At 45.1% G+C, this 18,330-nt stretch carries 15 protein-coding genes and 2 tRNA genes; 11 read left to right on the forward strand and 6 right to left on the reverse strand.

Going from position 1 to position 18,330, the window contains the following annotated elements:
* Positions 1-94: 94 nt before the first annotated feature.
* Genes B5F71_RS01275 through B5F71_RS01285 form a run of 3 tightly spaced genes read left to right on the forward strand, consistent with a single transcriptional unit; the run spans position 95 to position 4,008 of the window.
* Positions 95-1,471 (forward strand): sigma-54 dependent transcriptional regulator, encoded by a 1,377-nt coding sequence (locus B5F71_RS01275; RefSeq protein WP_087207226.1) that lies wholly within the window; start codon positions 95-97, stop codon positions 1,469-1,471.
* On the forward strand, positions 1,461-2,765 hold the full coding sequence (locus tag B5F71_RS01280; RefSeq protein ID WP_087207229.1) for an ATP-binding protein: 1,305 nt from the start codon (positions 1,461-1,463) through the stop codon (positions 2,763-2,765). The genes B5F71_RS01275 and B5F71_RS01280 overlap by 11 nt, the downstream gene beginning before the upstream one ends.
* A gap of 40 nt (positions 2,766-2,805) precedes the next feature.
* Positions 2,806-4,008 carry a DUF1810 family protein gene (locus B5F71_RS01285; RefSeq protein ID WP_087207231.1) on the forward strand — a complete coding sequence of 401 codons (1,203 nt, stop codon included), beginning with the start codon at positions 2,806-2,808 and terminating at the stop codon, positions 4,006-4,008.
* A gap of 364 nt (positions 4,009-4,372) precedes the next feature.
* On the opposite strand, the gene B5F71_RS01290 is transcribed toward B5F71_RS01285, so the two are convergent.
* Together B5F71_RS01290 and B5F71_RS01295 are read right to left on the reverse strand one after the other, a co-directional pair.
* Positions 4,373-4,443: transfer RNA gene (locus B5F71_RS01290), tRNA-Gln, on the reverse strand.
* 48 nt (positions 4,444-4,491) lie between these two features.
* A tRNA-Gln gene (locus B5F71_RS01295) sits at positions 4,492-4,562 on the reverse strand.
* 235 nt (positions 4,563-4,797) lie between these two features.
* Here B5F71_RS01295 and rsfS point away from each other — a divergent pair.
* The 3 genes from rsfS to B5F71_RS01310 all read left to right on the forward strand — a co-directional run bounded on the left by rsfS (position 4,798) and on the right by B5F71_RS01310 (position 8,242).
* A complete protein-coding gene (gene rsfS / locus B5F71_RS01300; RefSeq protein WP_087207267.1) occupies positions 4,798-5,157 on the forward strand; it encodes a ribosome silencing factor in 360 nt (119 codons plus the stop codon).
* Between the two features lie 21 nt (positions 5,158-5,178).
* Positions 5,179-7,245 (forward strand): ATP-dependent zinc metalloprotease FtsH, encoded by a 2,067-nt coding sequence (gene ftsH / locus B5F71_RS01305; RefSeq protein ID WP_087207233.1) that lies wholly within the window; start codon positions 5,179-5,181, stop codon positions 7,243-7,245.
* A gap of 157 nt (positions 7,246-7,402) precedes the next feature.
* Positions 7,403-8,242 carry a phosphatidate cytidylyltransferase gene (locus B5F71_RS01310; RefSeq protein ID WP_087207235.1) on the forward strand — a complete coding sequence of 280 codons (840 nt, stop codon included), beginning with the start codon at positions 7,403-7,405 and terminating at the stop codon, positions 8,240-8,242.
* Here B5F71_RS01310 and lpxB read toward each other — a convergent pair.
* Both lpxB and surE read right to left on the reverse strand, forming a co-directional pair.
* A complete protein-coding gene (gene lpxB / locus B5F71_RS01315; protein WP_022041294.1) occupies positions 8,231-9,382 on the reverse strand; it encodes a lipid-A-disaccharide synthase in 1,152 nt (383 codons plus the stop codon). The two genes, B5F71_RS01310 and lpxB, sit on opposite strands and share 12 nt — an antisense overlap.
* Positions 9,379-10,152 carry a 5'/3'-nucleotidase SurE gene (gene surE / locus B5F71_RS01320; RefSeq protein WP_022041295.1) on the reverse strand — a complete coding sequence of 258 codons (774 nt, stop codon included), beginning with the start codon at positions 10,150-10,152 and terminating at the stop codon, positions 9,379-9,381. The genes lpxB and surE overlap by 4 nt, the downstream gene beginning before the upstream one ends.
* A gap of 377 nt (positions 10,153-10,529) precedes the next feature.
* On the opposite strand from surE, the gene B5F71_RS01325 reads away from it, so the two are divergent.
* The 5 genes from B5F71_RS01325 to B5F71_RS01345 all read left to right on the forward strand — a co-directional run bounded on the left by B5F71_RS01325 (position 10,530) and on the right by B5F71_RS01345 (position 16,635).
* Complete coding sequence (locus B5F71_RS01325) at positions 10,530-11,300, forward strand: AAA family ATPase (protein ID WP_022041296.1); 771 nt, start codon at positions 10,530-10,532, stop codon at positions 11,298-11,300.
* Between the two features lie 27 nt (positions 11,301-11,327).
* The gene (locus B5F71_RS01330; protein ID WP_022041297.1) at positions 11,328-12,227 is read left to right on the forward strand and encodes a ParB/RepB/Spo0J family partition protein; all 900 of its coding nucleotides are present in this window, start codon (positions 11,328-11,330) and stop codon (positions 12,225-12,227) included.
* Positions 12,228-12,239: 12 nt separating this feature from the next.
* On the forward strand, positions 12,240-13,034 hold the full coding sequence (locus B5F71_RS01335; RefSeq protein ID WP_022041298.1) for a DUF5683 domain-containing protein: 795 nt from the start codon (positions 12,240-12,242) through the stop codon (positions 13,032-13,034).
* Between the two features lie 6 nt (positions 13,035-13,040).
* Positions 13,041-14,282: a lytic transglycosylase domain-containing protein gene (locus B5F71_RS01340; RefSeq protein ID WP_022041299.1), complete on the forward strand. Its 1,242-nt coding sequence runs from the start codon at positions 13,041-13,043 to the stop codon at positions 14,280-14,282.
* 79 nt (positions 14,283-14,361) lie between these two features.
* Positions 14,362-16,635, forward strand: a complete 2,274-nt coding sequence (locus B5F71_RS01345; RefSeq protein WP_022041300.1) for a RelA/SpoT family protein — start codon at positions 14,362-14,364, stop codon at positions 16,633-16,635.
* Positions 16,636-16,693: 58 nt separating this feature from the next.
* Here B5F71_RS01345 and B5F71_RS01350 read toward each other — a convergent pair whose 3' ends face one another.
* Both B5F71_RS01350 and B5F71_RS01355 read right to left on the reverse strand, forming a co-directional pair.
* The gene (locus B5F71_RS01350; protein ID WP_022041301.1) at positions 16,694-17,041 is read right to left on the reverse strand and encodes a MerR family transcriptional regulator; all 348 of its coding nucleotides are present in this window, start codon (positions 17,039-17,041) and stop codon (positions 16,694-16,696) included.
* Between the two features lie 25 nt (positions 17,042-17,066).
* Complete coding sequence (locus B5F71_RS01355) at positions 17,067-18,035, reverse strand: M23 family metallopeptidase (RefSeq protein WP_022041302.1); 969 nt, start codon at positions 18,033-18,035, stop codon at positions 17,067-17,069.
* Between the last annotated feature and the right edge of the window lie 295 nt (positions 18,036-18,330).

Raw genomic sequence — 18,330 nt, forward strand, 5'->3', positions numbered from 1 at the left:
GAAAGATGAAACGCAGATTAACGTAGATTTTCGCGGATTAATAAAAATCAGCGTTAATCCGCGTTAATCTGCGTTGAAAAAATCAGAAACAACAATGGCAAAACAAGGAACTTTATTGGTGGTGGATGATAACCGCAACATCTTGACTTCTTTGCAATATTTGCTGGTAGATTATTTCGGGCAGATTCTGACACTTGACTCTCCCGTAACGATACCGACTGTACTGGCTCAAAACGGTGTAGATATAGTATTGCTGGATATGAACTTTTCTTCGGGCATCAACAACGGGAACGAGGGACTTTACTGGCTGAAGGAAATCCGTCGATTGCGTCCGCAGGCGGCAGTGGTGCTGTTTACGGCATACGCCGATATCGACCTTGCGGTAAGAGGGATTAAGGACGGTGCTGCCGACTTTATCGTGAAGCCGTGGAACAATGACAAGTTGATTCAGACTTTACTGGATGTATATCGTAAAGTATGCAATGGACGAAAGGAGAAAAAACGTGCAATGTTGGTCTCGGAAGGGAATGATACGACAATGTATTGGGGCAATTCGCCCGCTATCCGTCCTTTGCGTGCATTGGTGGAAAAAGTCAGCACTACGGACGCTAATATCCTGATTACCGGCGAGAACGGAACCGGAAAGGATATGCTGGCACGTGAGATACACCGCCTTTCGAACCGGAAAGACGGACCGATGGTCGTGGTGGATATGGGTGCCATTACCGAATCGCTGTTCGAAAGTGAATTGTTCGGTCATGTAAAAGGTTCGTTCACCGATGCCCATGCCGACCGTATCGGACGCTTTGAGGCTGCCGATGGCGGAACCTTGTTTTTGGACGAGATAGCCAATCTGCCTTATTACCTGCAGGCAAAACTGCTGACCGCCATTCAGAAGCGGAGTTTCATCAAGGTAGGAAGCAACCTGCCGCAACCTACCAATATCCGCCTGATATGCGCCACCAACCGCGACTTGGATGAAATGGTACGCAAGGGGGAGTTCCGTGAAGACTTGCTTTACCGCATTAACACCATTCACTTGCACATCCCTTCGCTCCGCGAGCGGAAAGAAGATATTCTTCCGTTGGCGCGGATGTTTCTGGAACGCTATGCCAAGCAATACGGAAGGACCAGCGGCACATTTGCTCCGGACGCGGCAGCCCGGCTATTGGCATATCCGTGGTACGGGAATATCCGTGAATTGCAGCATACGATTGAGAAAGCTGTGATTTTGGCGGATGACGGTGAGTTGCGTGCCGAATCGTTGCAGTTGGCTGATATGGCAGAAAGAGAAAACGCATCGGGGACTGAAGAAAAAACAGAAATGGCATTTCACACCTTGGATGAAATGGAGCGTACGATGATTCAGCAAGCTATCGGACAGTGTGACGGCAACTTGTCACAAGCAGCCGCCAAGTTGGGAGTAACCCGGCAAACGCTTTATAATAAGATGAAACGGTATGGCTTATAAGTGGTTTTATGCAACGTTTGTCCGTCTGGTAGCTTTGATGGGTGGAATAGCATTGCTTACGGCCGGTATCTTGGAAAAGGTTTGGTGGGCAGGCATTGCAGGAGGAGGATTATGCGTTATAGTCGCATGGATATCCTATCAGATGCAACAACAATTGCGTGAGAAAAGCTGGCTGATGCTGGAAGCCATCCGTAACCGTGACTATTCGTTCCGCTTGCCTCTTTATGGCTTTTCGGGTGGAGAACGTGTGTTGCAGGAAACATTGAACCAGTTCGGTAGCCTGATGGGTGAACAGAAGCAACTGATGGAACAGCGGGAACGGTTCTACGAACAAATATTGTCGAGTGTAAGTTCAGGGGTAATCGTACTGGATGAAAATCACGTTGTCGTACAAACCAATCCGGCAGCTGCGCGGCTGTTGGGAATACCGATACTTAGCACGCTACGTCAGCTGGAACGTTTCGGTACCGAAGTTCCATACTTGTTGCGTACACTGAAAGCCGGAGAACGGTGCAATCTTCAGTACACAACAGGAAAAGGTGATGTGCAATTGTCGGTGCGGGCAACCGAGATGCAGCTGGGCGGGAAGAATGTGCGTATCCTTACTTTGAACGATATCCGCAATGAACTGGACGCAAAGGAATTGGATTCGTGGATTAAGCTGACTCGTGTGCTGACCCACGAAATTATGAACTCCATCGCTCCCATTTCTTCGCTGAGCGAAACATTCCTGAAACGGAAAGATGTCGTAAACGGTCCATTGTACGACGGTATCCGTGCCATTCACGAGACATCGACAGGGTTGATTTCGTTTGTAGACAGTTACCGCAAATTTTCAGCCTTACAGAAACCTTCTCCCGAACCTTTCTACCTGATGGACCTTTTGAAGCAGATACAAGGACTGAATCTTGTGCCCGAGACAGTGGCACTTACTTTGCAGATAGAACCGGTAGAGCTGATGCTGTATGCTGACCCGAACCTGATTCGGCAAGTTTTGATAAACATTTTGAAAAATGCGGTACAGTCTATCGGTGGGAACAAGGGGCGCATCCACATACGTGCCTACAGTGCAGCTGATGAGCATGTTTTTATTTATATCAGTAATGACGGTCCGGTAATTCCGGAAGAGGAAGCCGAACAGATTTTTGTTCCTTTCTTTACCACTCGTATCAATGGAAGTGGCATCGGTCTTTCGCTTTCCCGTCAGATTATGAAGCTTTCGGGAGGGAGCATCAGCTTGTTGCGTGCCGGTACTAACGGATGGAACACCACGTTTGTCTTGGAGTTTGAATAACGTATTACTGGAGATTGTATCACATTAATATTCTATTACTATGCAAATAGACCGATTCTTGACCGCACAACAAAACACGTATGCAGAAGCTCTTGCCGAGGTAAAGGCTGGACGGAAAACCAATCATTGGATTTGGTGGATATTCCCACAACTGAGAGGGTTGGGTATAAGTGAAACTTCTGATTATTATGGTATAGCAGACCTGAAAGAAGCACAGGATTACCTGAAGCATCCTGTATTGGGAAATCGCTTGCGCGAAATCACCCTTGTTTTCCTGAATACGGATAAAAGTGCTGAAAGCGTATTTGGTACGCTGGACGCAATGAAAGTACGCTCGTGTATGACTCTGTTCAACCAAGTAGCTACAGACGACCTGTTTCGGCGTGTGTTGTGCAAGCATTTCGGTGGAGAACAGGACGCGCTTACGCTCCGCTTGCTTCGTTCTTCTTCGAAAAACTTTCTGGCAGGAGCTGCGGCAGGCGATATCATCGGTTCGGTTTATGAATGGCGTGGATGTAAAACCCCAGACTTTCCTTTGTTTGGCAAAGATTCGACATTTACCGACGATACCGTAATGACCGTAGCTAATGTTCGCTGGTTGCTGGAGAAAGGAAGCCTGACGGACATTATGCAGGACCTTGGACGCAGGTATCCCCATGCCGGGTATGGAGGTATGTTTAAGAAATGGTTGAAAGAGGAGTATCCTCAGCCTTATAATAGTTTTGGAAACGGAGCTGCCATGCGGGTCAGCCCTGTGGGATGGGTATTCGGTACACTTGAGGAAACCTTAGATGCGGCTCGGGAAAGTGCATCGGTTACTCATAATCATCCTGAAGGTATCAAAGGTGCACAAGCTACTGCTGCCTGCATTTTCCTGGCACGCAAGAATCATCCGAAAGAAGCTATTAAGGCATACATCGAGGAAACTTTCCATTACAATTTGGACCGTACATGCGATGAGATACGCCCCGCTTATCGTTTCGATTCCCGATGTCAAGGCTCTGTTCCCGAATCTATTATCGCATTTTTGGAAAGTGCTGATTACGAAAGTGCTGTCCGACTGGCTGTCTCGTTAGGTGGCGATACTGATACGATGGGTGCCATTGCCGGAAGCATTGCCGAGGCCTATTATGGAGGTGTTCCCGAAACTATTCGGGAAGAAGTCTTGAAAAGATTGCCGGAGGAATTTGCAGACTTGTTACACAGGTTTTACGCAGAATATATGGAATTGGAAATGGATTAGGCTGCATGAGCGATTTACTGCATCGTTGGTAAGATTATTAATCTTACAGCGTGAAGATTAATAATCTTTCGGCGTGAAGATTAATAATCTTACAAGCAAGGCAGTCATGTTTCTTACCACAGACACAGAGGTGCACAGTGTTTTTTTAATTTTTCCTCTGTGGTACTTTGTGTCCTCTGTGGTGAGAAAATGCACAATTTCATACCGCGCAAAATATAATGTTCTGGTTTGGCTTGGAAAAGAATCCGATGGACATAATGTGTACGGGCGCAAAATCCGGCTTGACAAACTTTTTGTAGAAATTCAAAACAGTTTTTAAATAAAAAGACCGTCTCAAATCAAGTTTGAAACGGTCTTTTTTATGTTGGGCTACTCGGATTCGAACCAAGAAAAACAGGACCAGAATCTGTTGTGTTACCATTACACCATAGCCCAAACACATAATATAATTATCTCCTCCCTGGAGACAATCACTTATTGAAGTTGGGCTACTCGGATTCGAACCAAGAAAAACAGGACCAGAATCTGTTGTGTTACCATTACACCATAGCCCAAAATCATGTCATTAACCGATGTTACGATTTTGACGCTGCAAAGGTACAACTTTTCTCTAACATAGCAAGGATTTTGAAGTTTTTTTTCAAAAAAATACAAAAGAAAGAGAGAATTAAGTGTCAATCTTTCGTGATGTACAGAAAACCAAGTATATTTGCCGCATGTTCTCTTTATATTAATAGAGAAGAAACCATTAAAAACAAATTTTTAAAACAAAACAAAGGACAGAACGTAATGAACGAAACAAAACTTTTAGTGCAAAAAATAACAGAAGGCATTCAAGAGAAAAAAGGCAAAAACATCGTAATCGCAGACTTAACCAATATAGGAGATACCATCTGTAAGTATTTCATCATTTGCCAAGGAAATTCCTCCAGTCAAGTTTTGGCTATTGCAGATTCGGTAAAAGAGTATGTAAAAAAAACGACCGGAGAAAGAGTATACGGTATGGACGGAGTGCGCAATGCACAATGGATAGCCATGGATTATGGCGATATTCTGGTGCATGTATTCTTGCCCGAAGTCCGTTCTTTCTATAATTTGGAGAATCTTTGGGCAGATGCAAAACTAACAACAATCCCTGATTTGGACTAACCATTCATTTTCATATACATCATGAGCGAAAATCAAAACAACAATATCAATAATACTCCGAACAATAAGCCTAAAATCAATGTGCCTCGTCCTAACCTGACGTGGCTTTACGTGGTAATAGCGCTTGTATTCGGCTTTCTTTACTTGTCAAGTGATGAAGGCAGTGCAAACAAAGAAATATCCTATACCGAATTTAAGGAAATGGTAAAAAAAGGATATGCCAGCAAAATCATCGCTTATGACGATAACACGGTGGAGATGTTTATCAAACCTGAACACATCGTGGATGTATTCAAACAAGATGCCAGCAAAGTCGGAAAAAGTCCTGCTGTGACTATTCAAGTCGGTTCTATAGATACATTGGATAAATTTCTTGATGAAGAACAGGCTAATGGACACTTTACGGGGTCTGTCAGTTATGAAAAGCGGAATAACTATTTTGGAATGATTTTCTGGAACATATTTCCGTTTTTGCTGCTGATAGCCATCTGGATTTATGCCATGCGGCGCATGAGCGGAGGTGCAGGACCAGGGGGAACTGGAGGTGTATTCAATGTAGGAAAAAGCAAAGCACAATTGTTCGAAAAAGGTGCCAACCGTGTGACATTCAAAGATGTGGCTGGTCAGGCTGCCGCTAAACAAGAAGTGCAGGAAATTGTGGACTTCCTGAAAGACCCGGAAAAATATACGAAGCTGGGAGGAAAAATTCCTAAAGGAGCTTTGCTGGTAGGTCCTCCGGGGACAGGAAAGACTTTGCTTGCCAAAGCGGTGGCAGGTGAAGCCGATGTGCCGTTCTTTTCGATTTCGGGTTCCGATTTCGTAGAGATGTTTGTGGGCGTAGGGGCATCGCGTGTGCGGGATCTGTTTCGCCAAGCCAAAGAAAAATCTCCCTGTATTATCTTTATTGATGAAATAGATGCCGTAGGACGTGCCCGTGGAAAAAACCCGAACATGGGAGGTAATGACGAGCGTGAAAATACCTTGAACCAGTTGCTGACTGAGATGGATGGATTCGGCTCGAATAGTGGAGTCATCATTTTGGCTGCGACTAACCGTGTAGATATTTTGGATAAGGCATTATTACGTGCAGGACGTTTCGACCGGCAGATTTATGTAGACTTGCCCGACTTGAACGAACGGAAAGAAGTATTCGGTGTACATTTACGTCCGTTGAAGCTGGATAATACCGTTGATGTAGACTTGCTGGCACGCCAGACACCGGGATTCAGCGGTGCTGACATTGCCAATGTGTGTAATGAAGCTGCCTTGATAGCGGCACGTCACTCGAAGGAATCGGTGGGAAAGGATGATTTCTTGGCTGCTATCGACCGCATTGTAGGAGGTCTGGAAAAGAAGACAAAAGTAATGACCGCTGCTGAAAAACGTGCCATAGCCCTGCATGAGGCAGGACATGCCACTGTGTCTTGGCTGTTGGAGCATGCCAACCCGCTGATCAAAGTAACCATTGTCCCCCGTGGAAGGGCATTGGGGGCTGCCTGGTATTTGCCGGAAGAACGCCAACTTACTACCAAGGAACAAATGTTGGATGAAATGTGTGCTACCCTGGGAGGACGTGCGGCAGAAGAGATTTGTGTCGGACAAATCTCCACGGGTGCCATGAATGACTTGGAGCGTGTCACCAAACAGGCTTACGCCATGATAGCTTTTGCCGGCATGAGCGACAAATTGCCCAACCTGTGCTATTATAACAATGATGAGTACGCATTTAATAAACCTTACAGTGAACATACTGCTGAAATCATTGATCAGGAAGTGCAGAAAATGATCAATGAGCAGTACGCTCGTGCTAAAGAGCTGTTGCAACAACACCGTGAAGGACATGCACAACTGGCGCAGATGTTGATAGAGCGTGAAGTGATTTTTGCCGAAGACGTGGAAAAAATATTCGGCAAACGGCCTTGGACTTCCCGCTCGGAAGAAATCATGGCAGAGGAGCATAAGTCTGAAACGGCCCAAATAGAAGCCGGACAGCCTAAAGCATTGCCTGAAAATGCTGCCCGGGAAGAAAACGAAGGACAGGAAGAGGAGTCCCCAAAGACTTCGGAGCAAACTGGTGAAAACAAGTAAATAAGTCAATCGAGGGTGTATCAAATAGAAATCAGCTTTCATTTTGTCATTCTGAGTGCTCATTTTCCGCAGGAAATAGGCACTCAGAATGACCTTACTTTTTGATTGTCGTTTTTTATTTTGAGACAGCCTCGGTTGATGGATAAACATAAGTACCATGAAAAATAATTTTCTACAACGGACAATTACAGGTGTCGTTTTTGTCGCCGTATTGGTAGGATGTATTCTAGGAGGTCCTATCTCGTTCACCATTCTGTTTTGCGTCATCAGTGCACTGACCATCAACGAATTTGGCACACTGGTGAACGCAACCGGTCAGGTACAGATGAACAAATCTATCACTATCCTGGCAGGAGTGTTCTTGTTTCTTTGCTTCGGATACATTGGAGTCGTTCCGGGAAGTAACGAAATATTCATACCTTACCTGTTTCTTATCTTGTATTTGTTTATCAGTGAATTGTATAAGCAGCAAAAAGACCCTATCAACAATTGGGCATATTCTATGATGAGCCAGCTCTACATCGGTCTTTCGTTTGCCTTGCTGAACCTGCTGGCTTATCACAACAGTGCAGCGACTAGCGTTTCGCAGTATAATCCGGTATTACCTTTGTCTATTTTTATCTTTACATGGATAAACGATACCGGAGCTTATTGTACGGGTATGCTGTTCGGAAAGCACCGTTTGTTTGAACGTATATCTCCTAAAAAGTCATGGGAAGGCTCAATTGGCGGGGCTGTGTTTTGCATCATTGCAGCTGTTGTGCTCTCTCATTATTTTACCTTTCTCACAATGGGTGAGTGGATTGGCTTAGGATTGACCATCGTGGTGTTCGGCACATGGGGAGACCTGACCGAGTCACTTTTCAAACGGACATTGGGCATCAAGGATTCGGGAAACATCCTGCCTGGACACGGAGGTATGCTCGACCGTTTCGATAGTACACTGATGGCGGTACCTGCAGCTGTGGTTTACTTATATATTCTTTCATTGATATAACCGTTTCTTATATGCCGACAAGGCTTGCAGCATCTGGCGGGCAGCCCGTCCGGATGCTCCAGCCTTTCCTAGAATCTGTATCAGGCAATCGTAATTTTCCAGCATCCGTTTACGTCGCTCGCTGCCTGGCAAGATGTATGACAATTCTTGTTTGATTGCTTTTACCTGCATATCACCTGCTACCAGTTCGGTCACGACTTCCTTGCCGGCTATCAGGTTGACCAATGATACAAAGGGTACTTTTAGAATCATACGTCTCAATAGCGAGACCAGTTTTCCTGCAGCGGTGTAATAGCATACTACCTGAGGCGTACGGAAAAGTGCAGTCTCAAGCGTGGCTGTACCCGAAGTGACCAGTGCCGCTGTAGCATGGGAAAGCAAACGATAAGTTTCGCCAAAGACTATCTTTGTATCTGCATCCATGTACCGGCGGTAAAAGTCTGCCTCAATGCCCGGAGCACCGGCTACTACAAACTGATAGTCTGGAAAATATCGTGAGGCCTTTATCATCCTACGCAGGTTGTCTTTTATCTCTTGTTTTCTGCTCCCTGCAAGTAAAGCGATAATCGGTTTCTGCTCCCAGTTATGTGCAGAGACGAAAGTTTCGAATGTTTCGTTGAAGTTTTTCCGGAAAGCATCGACGGCATCCACGCACGGATTGCCCACATAATGTACCGGGAAATGGTATCTCTGATAAAACTCCACCTCGAACGGCAAGATGGAAAACATTGCGTCTACATCGTGCTGGATGTTTTTGATGCGGTATTCTTTCCATGCCCATATCTTAGGGGAAATGTAGTAAAAGATGGGGATTTCGGTGTGCAGCTTGATGTACTGGGCTATTTTCAGGTTGAAACCCGGATAATCCACCAGTATCAGCACATCAGGATTCCAGGCTTCCACATCGTTCTTGCAGAATTCCATGTTGCGGAGAATCGTCCGCAGGTGTAATAGTACAGGGATGAATCCCATGTATGCCAGTGATTTGTAATGCCGGACACACGTGCCGCCCACTTCTTTCATCAAGTCACCTCCGAAGAACCGGAATTCTGCCTTGGGGTCTTCCTGGAGCAATGCACGCATCAGATTGGATGCATGCAGGTCGCCCGATGCTTCTCCTACTATCAGATAATATTTCATACGTCAAAGTTCCACGTTTTCAGTTCACGTACCATAGCATAGGCGGTTACGTCGATTTGGGTCGGAGTTATCGCCACATAATTGTGTGCCAATGCCCAATGGTCGGTGTCTTCGGCATCAGGCTCCAGGTTCTTGTATTCGCCTGTTAACCAGAAATAGTTTCCGCCCCTCGGATGGTCGGCTTTTACAAACTCGTTCGTCCATACACCGTGTGTCTGCCGGCATATCAGTACTCCTTCTAAATCTGAGGTGTCGGGGAAATTCACGTTCAGGCATATCCCCTCGGGCAGTCCTTTTGCCAGGGTTTCTTCCACGATACGGCGTACGTAGGGCAATGTAGCAGAAAAATCAGCATCGGCACTGTGGTTGCACAACGAAAAGCCTATGGAAGGAATCCCTTTCAGACAACCTTCAATAACCACTCCCATTGTGCCCGAATAATGCACATTTACCGAAGAGTTGTCTCCGTGGTTGATTCCGCCAATCACCAAATCGGGCACGGCAGGCACAATGGCATGCAATGCCAGTTTTACGCAATCGACTGGAGTGCCCGAACATTTGTACAAAGCCAGCCCTGCTTCCTGCTGAAGCAAGGCATATTGTATGGGAGAAGCAGATGTGATGGCACCCGAAGCTCCCGAACGGGGACCGTCGGGGGCTACTACAATCAAATCTCCTACCGGGCGTAAGGCACGGATCAGTTCATGTATCCCTTTGGCATTTATGCCGTCATCATTCGACAACAGCAGCAGAGGTCTTTTCTTTGTCATATATTCCTTGATTTATATATCTGTTCTTGCAGACGCAAAGGTACAATAAATTTGCCAATGTGCCAAAATGACGAAACTCCTCAATGCATTTAATGCAGATAGCTTCGTGCAGGCTGGCACTTGTATGAAAGTTTGCCCGCATATAAGTGCATGGCTCTTTCCACCAGTGTGCAAAAGCATGATATCAGTTAATTTTACACAAGGCTTGATTAATCTTCACAAAGCAAGGCTGATTATTGCACAGAAATCGTTATATTTGCCCCGCGAAGTTATTAACAACCGGCGTAAGTTATCAACAGTTTTGCAAAATGTTGCAAGAATGAGATACGCTATTTCGCCAATTATTTGTTACTTCGCAATCAGATAAACTGATTAATATGGGAAAAATAATTGCTTTGGCCAACCAGAAAGGTGGGGTAGGGAAAACTACCACTACCATAAACTTGGCTGCATCATTGGCTACACTCGAAAAGAAAGTATTGGTAATAGACGCTGACCCGCAGGCAAATGCTTCGTCGGGACTGGGAGTCGACCTGAAAGACATCGATTGTTCCATTTACGAATGTCTGATTAACCAGAACGACATACGGGAAGCCATTTACACGACCGATATTGACGGATTGGACATCGTCCCTTCACACATTGACCTGGTAGGGGCGGAAATAGAAATGCTGAACTTGGATAACCGCGAGAAAATCATGAAGAAGGCGTTGTCTCCGATGGCAAGCGAGTACGACTACATCTTGATAGACTGTTCGCCTTCGTTGGGGCTGATTACTATCAATGCCTTGACCGCGGCCGATTCGGTCATTATTCCGGTGCAATGCGAGTATTTCGCACTGGAAGGAATCAGCAAACTGCTGAATACCATACGGATTATCAAGACGAAGCTGAATCCTTCGCTTGAAATAGAAGGATTCTTGCTGACCATGTTCGACTCGCGCTTGCGTTTGGCAAATCAGATTTATGACGAGGTGAAACGCCATTTTCAGGAACTGGTATTCAAGACCATCATCCAGCGTAATGTAAAACTGAGCGAGGCACCCAGCCATGGAATCCCTGCCATCCTGTATGATGCCGATTCGACAGGAGCCAAGAACTATCTGGCGCTTGCCAATGAGATAATCAACAAGAACACAAAACAATAACGACCCGTAATAATTACGCAACAAGACATGGCGGTACAAAAGAAATATGCATTGGGCAGAGGACTTGACGCCTTGATTTCTACCAACGAGGAAATCAAGACCTCGGGCTCTTCGTCCATCAATGAAATAGAGTTGGATAAGATATCGGTCAATCCGAACCAGCCTAGGCGCGAGTTCGACCCGATAGCTTTGCAAGAACTTGCCGACTCGATTGCAGAGATAGGCATCATCCAGCCCATTACCTTGCGCCAACTGAATGAAGACTCTTACCAGATTATAGCAGGCGAACGGCGTTACCGGGCTGCTGTACAGGCTGGACTGAAAACCATACCTGCCTACATCCGGACGGCTGATGATGAAAATGTGATGGAAATGGCACTGATAGAGAACATCCAGCGCGAGGACCTTAACTCGCTGGAAATCGCCCTTGCCTACCAGCACCTCATCGAGCAATACGGACTGACCCAGGAAAGACTGAGCGACCGCGTGGGAAAGAAACGCGCTACCATTGCCAATTACCTGCGTCTGCTCAAATTGCCTGCCCCTATCCAGGTGGCATTGAAGAACAAGGAAATAGATATGGGACATGCCCGTGCCTTGCTGGCATTAGATGATCCCAAAACTCAGATACGCATCTTCAATGAAATCATTTCGCAAGGTTATTCGGTGCGGAAAGTAGAAGAAATCGTCAAGGCACTCTCCGTGGGCGAAAGTGTAGAGTCGGGCGGAAAGAAAATAACCCCTAAAGGAGCCAAACTATCTGAAGAATATACCCTCTTGCAAAATCACTTGTGTTCTTTCTTTGGAACCAAGGTGCAACTTTCGTGCAGCAACAAAGGAAAAGGAAAAATCAGTATTCCCTTCAATAGTGAAGCCGACCTGGAACGGATTATGGAGATATTGGATTCGTTACAACCTAAAGAATAAAAGCAGACTGTTTTGGAAAAGCAACCATTGACATACCTGACAACCCTTGTATTTTTGTTTTGCTTCTTATTTGGAGAAAGTACGGATGTATATGCCCAGCGTGCCCGCAAGCATCGTGAAGGAATATTAAAAGCAGACTCTATACGTGCTCAGAACCGGGCAGACAGCCTTGCTCTGCTTGACACGCTGGCTTGGCAAAGGCAACGCATTGAGGCACTGGAAGCACCGGTAGATACTGCCTTGCTTGCCCGTAAGAACGACTCTATCCAGCAGCAGATGCCGAAGATGGAAATCCAGAAGAAAAAATGGACTCCCAATGCCAATAGTGCCATTTGGCTTTCGCTTGCCATACCGGGAGCAGGACAAATTTATAACCATAAATATTGGAAACTGCCCATCATCTACGGCGGTTTCGTAGGATGTATCTATGCCTTGACGTGGAATGGACAAATGTATAAAGATTACTCTCAGGCATATCAGGACATCATGAGTGACAATCCTGCCAATGATAGCTATATGGATTTCTTACCGCTGGGATATACCCAAGAAGATGTCTTCAATCAGTTAAGCTATTTTCAAGACTTGTTCCAGCGACGGAAAGACGTATACCGGCGCCAGCGAGACCTTAGTATTTTCGCCTTTATCGGCGTGTACCTGCTATCGGTGGTCGATGCATACGTGGATGCTGAATTGTCAAACTTCGACATCTCCAACGACTTGAGCATGACATGGCAACCTGCTATATTTAATGACCCGCACCGTGGGCTACCACAAGGCATAGGCTTGCGATGCAGTATTAATTTTTAAGATATGATGAAAAAACTGTGTATTGGTATACTAAGTATGTTAGGGGCATCGACCCTTTATGCGCAACAGACGGACGAAAACAGTATAACCGTCCGCTCGGAGTCGGGGACGGAAGAAGTTATCGGATTACCCGAAGGCATGTTGTCGGAAACTGATAGCTTGTATCTCGACTGGATATCGAAAAACTACATCAACATCGGTGAAAACTGTGAGGTAAATGCCGGAAATCCGGATGTGAGCGACTCCGTCTATATCGATCGGCTGCAACGCATTCCTGCTATCATCGAAATGCCGTATAACGAAGTTGTGCGTAAATTTATCGACATGTATGCGACTCGCTTGCGTCAGAAAGTGGCATTCATGTTGAGCGCAAATAACTTCTACATGCCCATCTTCGAAGAAGCACTCGATCTCTATAACCTACCGCTGGAACTGAAGTACCTGCCCGTCATCGAATCGGCGTTGAACCCGATGGCTGCATCTCGTCAAGGAGCTGTAGGCTTATGGCAGTTCATGCTGAACACCGGAAAAATCTATGGACTGAAGGTGACCAGCTTTGTAGACGAACGTCGTGACCCTATCAAGTCGACTCGTGCCGCCGCCCGTTACTTGAAAGATTTGTACGACATTTATCATGACTGGAACTTGGTACTTGCTGCATACAATTGTGGGCCCGGTACTATAAATAAGGCTATTCGCCGTGCCGACGGGGAAAAAGATTTCTGGCAACTGTATAATTACTTACCTAAAGAAACTCGCGGATATGTACCGGCCTTCATCGCAGCCAATTACATTATGACTTACTATTGCGAGCACAATATTAGTCCGATGGAAATGAAGTTGCCTGAAGGGACGGACACCATTCATATTTCACGTCCGCTCCATTTGCAACAAGTGGCAGAGGTGTGCAACATCAATATTGACGAGTTGCGTGCCTTGAATCCGGAATTTAAGAAAGATGTGGTGCCAGGCAACGAACAGCCTTATGCTTTACGGCTTCCAAGCAAGACGATGAGTTATTTCATCGATCATGAAGATAGCATTTATAATTATAAACCGGAAACTTATCTTACCCGGCGTTCCACCGTGGATATTCCTGAACCCAAAGCCGTGTATCACCGTATCCGTAATGGGGAAACATTGGGAGGAATTGCACGTAAATATGGTGTCAGCGTATCGCAGATACGGCGCTTGAATGGTATCCGAGGAAGCAATATCCGTGCAGGAAAATCTATCCGTATCCGATAGGTGAAGAAAAAATGTCCATATTTCTTGCAAAATTACTGATTTTTCCTAATTTTGCACTATTGATTTAAGATGGACTACCATGACGGACGAAAAATTGACTCAGGAACAAGCTGACGGGAAGCTGATAGACGATGCTTTCCAGGAATTGTTGGACCGATATTTAGAAAGCAGACACCGCAAAAAAGTAGAAATAATTACAAAGGCTTTCAACTTCGCCCGACAAGCGCATAAAGGAGTAAGACGCCGGTCGGGTGAACCATATATTCTACACCCCATCGCCGTTGCACGCATCGCCTGCGTGGAAATTGGCTTGGGTTCTACTTCCATCTGTGCCGCTCTATTGCACGATGTAGTAGAAGATACCGATTATACCGTAGAAGACATTGAGAATTTATTCGGGCCTAAAATCGCGCAAATAGTTGATGGGCTTACTAAAATATCGGGAGGTATTTTTGGCGACCGTGCATCGGCGCAAGCAGAAAACTTTAAAAAGTTACTTCTTACAATGAACGATGACATACGTGTCATCCTGATTAAGATAGCCGACCGCCTGCATAATATGCGTACACTGGGCTCAATGCTTCCGAGCAAGCAATATAAAATTGCGGGTGAGACCTTGTACATTTATGCTCCGCTTGCCAACCGTCTGGGGCTGAACCGTATTAAGACAGAGTTGGAAGATTTGAGTTTCAAGTACGAGCATCCTGAGACTTATCAAGAAATCCAAAACAAGTTGCAAGCCACTCAGGCAGAACGTGACACATTATTTGCCGAATTTACAGCACCTATTCGCGAACAACTTGACAAGATGGGGATTCCCTATCGCATTATTGCGCGTGTGAAGTCGCCTTACTCTATCTGGAATAAGATGCAGGCTAAACACATCACGTTCGAGGAAATATACGACATTCTTGCTGTACGGATTATTTTTACGCCTCGTAATCAGGAGGAAGAATTGAACGACTGCTTCGATATTTATGTGGCCATCTCGCGTATCTACAAACCGCATCCCGACCGTTTGCGCGATTGGGTAAGTCATCCGAAAGCTAACGGCTACCAGGCTCTTCATGTTACTTTGATGAGCAACAAAGGACAATGGATTGAAGTGCAGATACGTAGTGAACGGATGAACGATGTAGCTGAACAGGGGTTCGCCGCACATTGGAAATACAAAGAGGGCGGAGGAAGCGAAGACGAAGGAGAACTGAGCAAATGGCTTAAGACTATCAAAGAAATTCTGGATGACCCGCAACCTGATGCTCTTGACTTTCTTGACACTATTAAACTGAATCTCTTTGCGTCCGAAATATTCGTATTTACTCCGAAAGGAGAAATCAAGACGATGCCACAAAACTGTACCGCACTCGATTTCGCCTTCTCTATCCATACTTTCTTGGGTAGCCATTGTATCGGTGCAAAAGTCAATCATAAACTGGTTCCACTTAGTCACAAGTTGCAAAGTGGAGATCAGGTGGAAATCCTCACTTCCAAATCGCAAAAAGTGCAACCTTCATGGATTAATTTTGCTACTACAGCCAAAGCAAAAGCTAAGATACAGGCTATCTTAAAACGTGAAAGACGCGAGCAGCAACAACGGGGAGAAGACCTGATAGTTCAATTTTTCCAACAGGAAGGTCTGCCCAATACTGACGAAAACATCCGTAAGTTATGTGATAAGCATCAGGTAAAGACTTACGAAGAACTGGCATTGGCTGTGGGGCAAGGTGTATTTACACTGGGTGAGCCTGATAAAAATGAGCTGAAAGAAAAGCCGAATACTACAAACTGGAAAAAATATATCAGCTTTGCTTTTGGTGGTAACAAACAAAAACAACAGGAAAATAAAGGAGAATCTGAAAAGCAGCCGCTCAACATCGACAAGAAAGAAATTGTCAAACTCACTCCCGATGCTATCCAGAAAAATTATATCCTGGCTGATTGCTGTAAGCCTATACCGGGAGATGACGTATTGGGATACATTGACGACAATAACCGTATTGTCATACATAAACGCCAATGCCCTATTGCCACTCAACTGAAAACCAGTTTCGGTAACAGACTGATAGCTGTGCAATGGCAGACAGGAAAAGCGTTGGTTTTCCCTGTCAATGTGTATATAAAAGGTATAGACGAAATCGGTGTGCTGAATAAAGTAACCGAAGTGATATCCCAACAACTGAATGTCAATATTCATAAACTGTACATCGAGTCGGAAGACGGCATCTTCGAAGCACGCATCCAGCTCTACGTACACGATGTGAATGATGTAAACACCATCTGCAACAATTTGAAGAAAATTAACAATATTAAAAAAATAACCCGTATTGATGATTTTGACGACAATGCGGAGTAAGGTAGATGACCGAGATAGTGGATAGTTATGCTTAAGCAAATTATCCACTATCAATTCACTATGTCAAATAGTCCAGTTCTTTGCGAATGCTTACCAACTCATCACGGATTTGCTTGAGGCGTTTCACCAGTTCGGTAGTATTGCGAACTCCCTCTTTGTTTTGCTTCATCTGTTGTTTGGCTCCGGCCAGTGTCATTCCTTTTTCTTTCACCAGATAATAAACCTGACGGATGCTTTCAACATCTTCTTTCGTGTATTGGCGGATTTTTCCTCCAGCGCGTTTCGGGGCAATATCCGGAAATTCCTTTTCCCAGTATCGTATTAATGATTCGTTTACGCCGAACATCTCAGCCACCTCACGGATGGAATAATATAATTTCAATTGCTTATCTTGTTTCAGGGCCATGCTTCTTTTTCCTATACATTGGTTGTTAATCGAATACCTTGCCGTGGTTAGCGGCTATTTGAATCATCTTGTCATAATCATCAGCATCCAAGTCCATGAAATAATAATTGACAGGATTCATTATTTGTCCTTTTAAGTGTACTTCATAATGCAGGTGCGGGCCTGTGCTCTTTCCCGTAGTTCCCACTTCGCCAATGGTTTCTCCGCGCACTACTTTCTGGCCGGGATGTACCTTGATTTGGTTTAGATGTGCATAACGTGTCACGTAACCGAATCCGTGGTCAATGGTGATGCACTTTCCATATAAGCCCTCCCAACCGGCAGTTTTCACTGTTCCGTTTCCTGTAGCATATACAGGTGTGCCTACGTTCGCTGAAAAGTCCATTCCGGCATGAAATTTTACTGTCTTGTATATGGGGTCTATACGTGTGCCATATCCGGAAGCGGTCTGCTTTAAGTTTTTGTTTGATACAGGCTGAATGGCTGGTACACACATCAGCATCTCATCATGTCGCTTGCACAAGTCGAGCACCTCATCGAACGACCTTGACTGAATGTACACCTGCCTTGCCAGTACATCCATCTTTTGTGTGGTATTCACCACCAGTTTTGCATTCGCCAACTCTGTCAATTCTTCATAGCGGTTTGTTTTCCCATAGTTGGCATTTCGTATAGCCGACGGTACAGGATCTGCCTGCAGAATTACCCGATATAAGTTATCGTCCCTTTGCTGGAGGTGTTGCATTACGTCCAGTGCTTCGTCCAACCGTGTCGAGAGAATGTGATATTGTGCCAGCAGACGTGAGTTTTCCACCCGCAGGTCTTTTTCGGAAGGCGAACCGAAAATCAGTAATAACAGGATAAAACATCCTGCTCCCAAACCCATACCTACAAACAAATTGCGCAGGTAGCTCATCATACGCTGCCGTACTGTAGGATAAATACGGTCGTAAGTCCGTGTTTTCGGATTATATATATAATAGACTTTTCGCATAAATTTTTCTATTTATAAAAGGAGTCGAAGAAGTCATGGATACGCTTTACCGGTAATATTTGCTCGTCTATTGTCCCGCAGAAAAGGAGAAAGCCTGCTTCTCCAAAATCACGTGCTGCATGCAGGCAGCTGGTCATACTTCTACATATCAAAGCGGGGAGACTTCCTGGATATTTCTTCATCACTGGCCCTGCTTTGCGAACGATAACTCTTCAATTCCAAAAATTTTCCTCCAAACGTAGCGACAAAAATAATAAAACAGATTATCTTTGCAAATCGATTTTTAGAATATTAA

The organism is Bacteroides sp. An269 (assembly GCF_002159755.1).
GTDB classification, from domain to species: domain Bacteria; phylum Bacteroidota; class Bacteroidia; order Bacteroidales; family Bacteroidaceae; genus Phocaeicola; species Phocaeicola intestinalis.

Excerpts from the sequence above, each read along its gene's own strand:
- ftsH (WP_087207233.1), top strand. The coding sequence starts at position 5,179 with ATGAGCGAAAATCAAAACAACAATATCAATAATACTCCGAACAATAAG.
- B5F71_RS01285 (WP_087207231.1), top strand. The coding sequence starts at position 2,806 with ATGCAAATAGACCGATTCTTGACCGCACAACAAAACACGTATGCAGAA.
- B5F71_RS01330 (WP_022041297.1), top strand. The coding sequence starts at position 11,328 with ATGGCGGTACAAAAGAAATATGCATTGGGCAGAGGACTTGACGCCTTG.
- B5F71_RS01350 (WP_022041301.1), bottom strand. The coding sequence starts at position 17,041 with ATGGCCCTGAAACAAGATAAGCAATTGAAATTATATTATTCCATCCGT.
- B5F71_RS01310 (WP_087207235.1), top strand. The coding sequence starts at position 7,403 with ATGAAAAATAATTTTCTACAACGGACAATTACAGGTGTCGTTTTTGTC.
- B5F71_RS01325 (WP_022041296.1), top strand. The coding sequence starts at position 10,530 with ATGGGAAAAATAATTGCTTTGGCCAACCAGAAAGGTGGGGTAGGGAAA.
- B5F71_RS01355 (WP_022041302.1), bottom strand. The coding sequence starts at position 18,035 with ATGCGAAAAGTCTATTATATATATAATCCGAAAACACGGACTTACGAC.
- lpxB (WP_022041294.1), bottom strand. The coding sequence starts at position 9,382 with ATGAAATATTATCTGATAGTAGGAGAAGCATCGGGCGACCTGCATGCA.
- B5F71_RS01345 (WP_022041300.1), top strand. The coding sequence starts at position 14,362 with ATGACGGACGAAAAATTGACTCAGGAACAAGCTGACGGGAAGCTGATA.
- B5F71_RS01275 (WP_087207226.1), top strand. The coding sequence starts at position 95 with ATGGCAAAACAAGGAACTTTATTGGTGGTGGATGATAACCGCAACATC.
- rsfS (WP_087207267.1), top strand. The coding sequence starts at position 4,798 with ATGAACGAAACAAAACTTTTAGTGCAAAAAATAACAGAAGGCATTCAA.
- B5F71_RS01280 (WP_087207229.1), top strand. The coding sequence starts at position 1,461 with ATGGCTTATAAGTGGTTTTATGCAACGTTTGTCCGTCTGGTAGCTTTG.
- B5F71_RS01340 (WP_022041299.1), top strand. The coding sequence starts at position 13,041 with ATGAAAAAACTGTGTATTGGTATACTAAGTATGTTAGGGGCATCGACC.
- surE (WP_022041295.1), bottom strand. The coding sequence starts at position 10,152 with ATGACAAAGAAAAGACCTCTGCTGCTGTTGTCGAATGATGACGGCATA.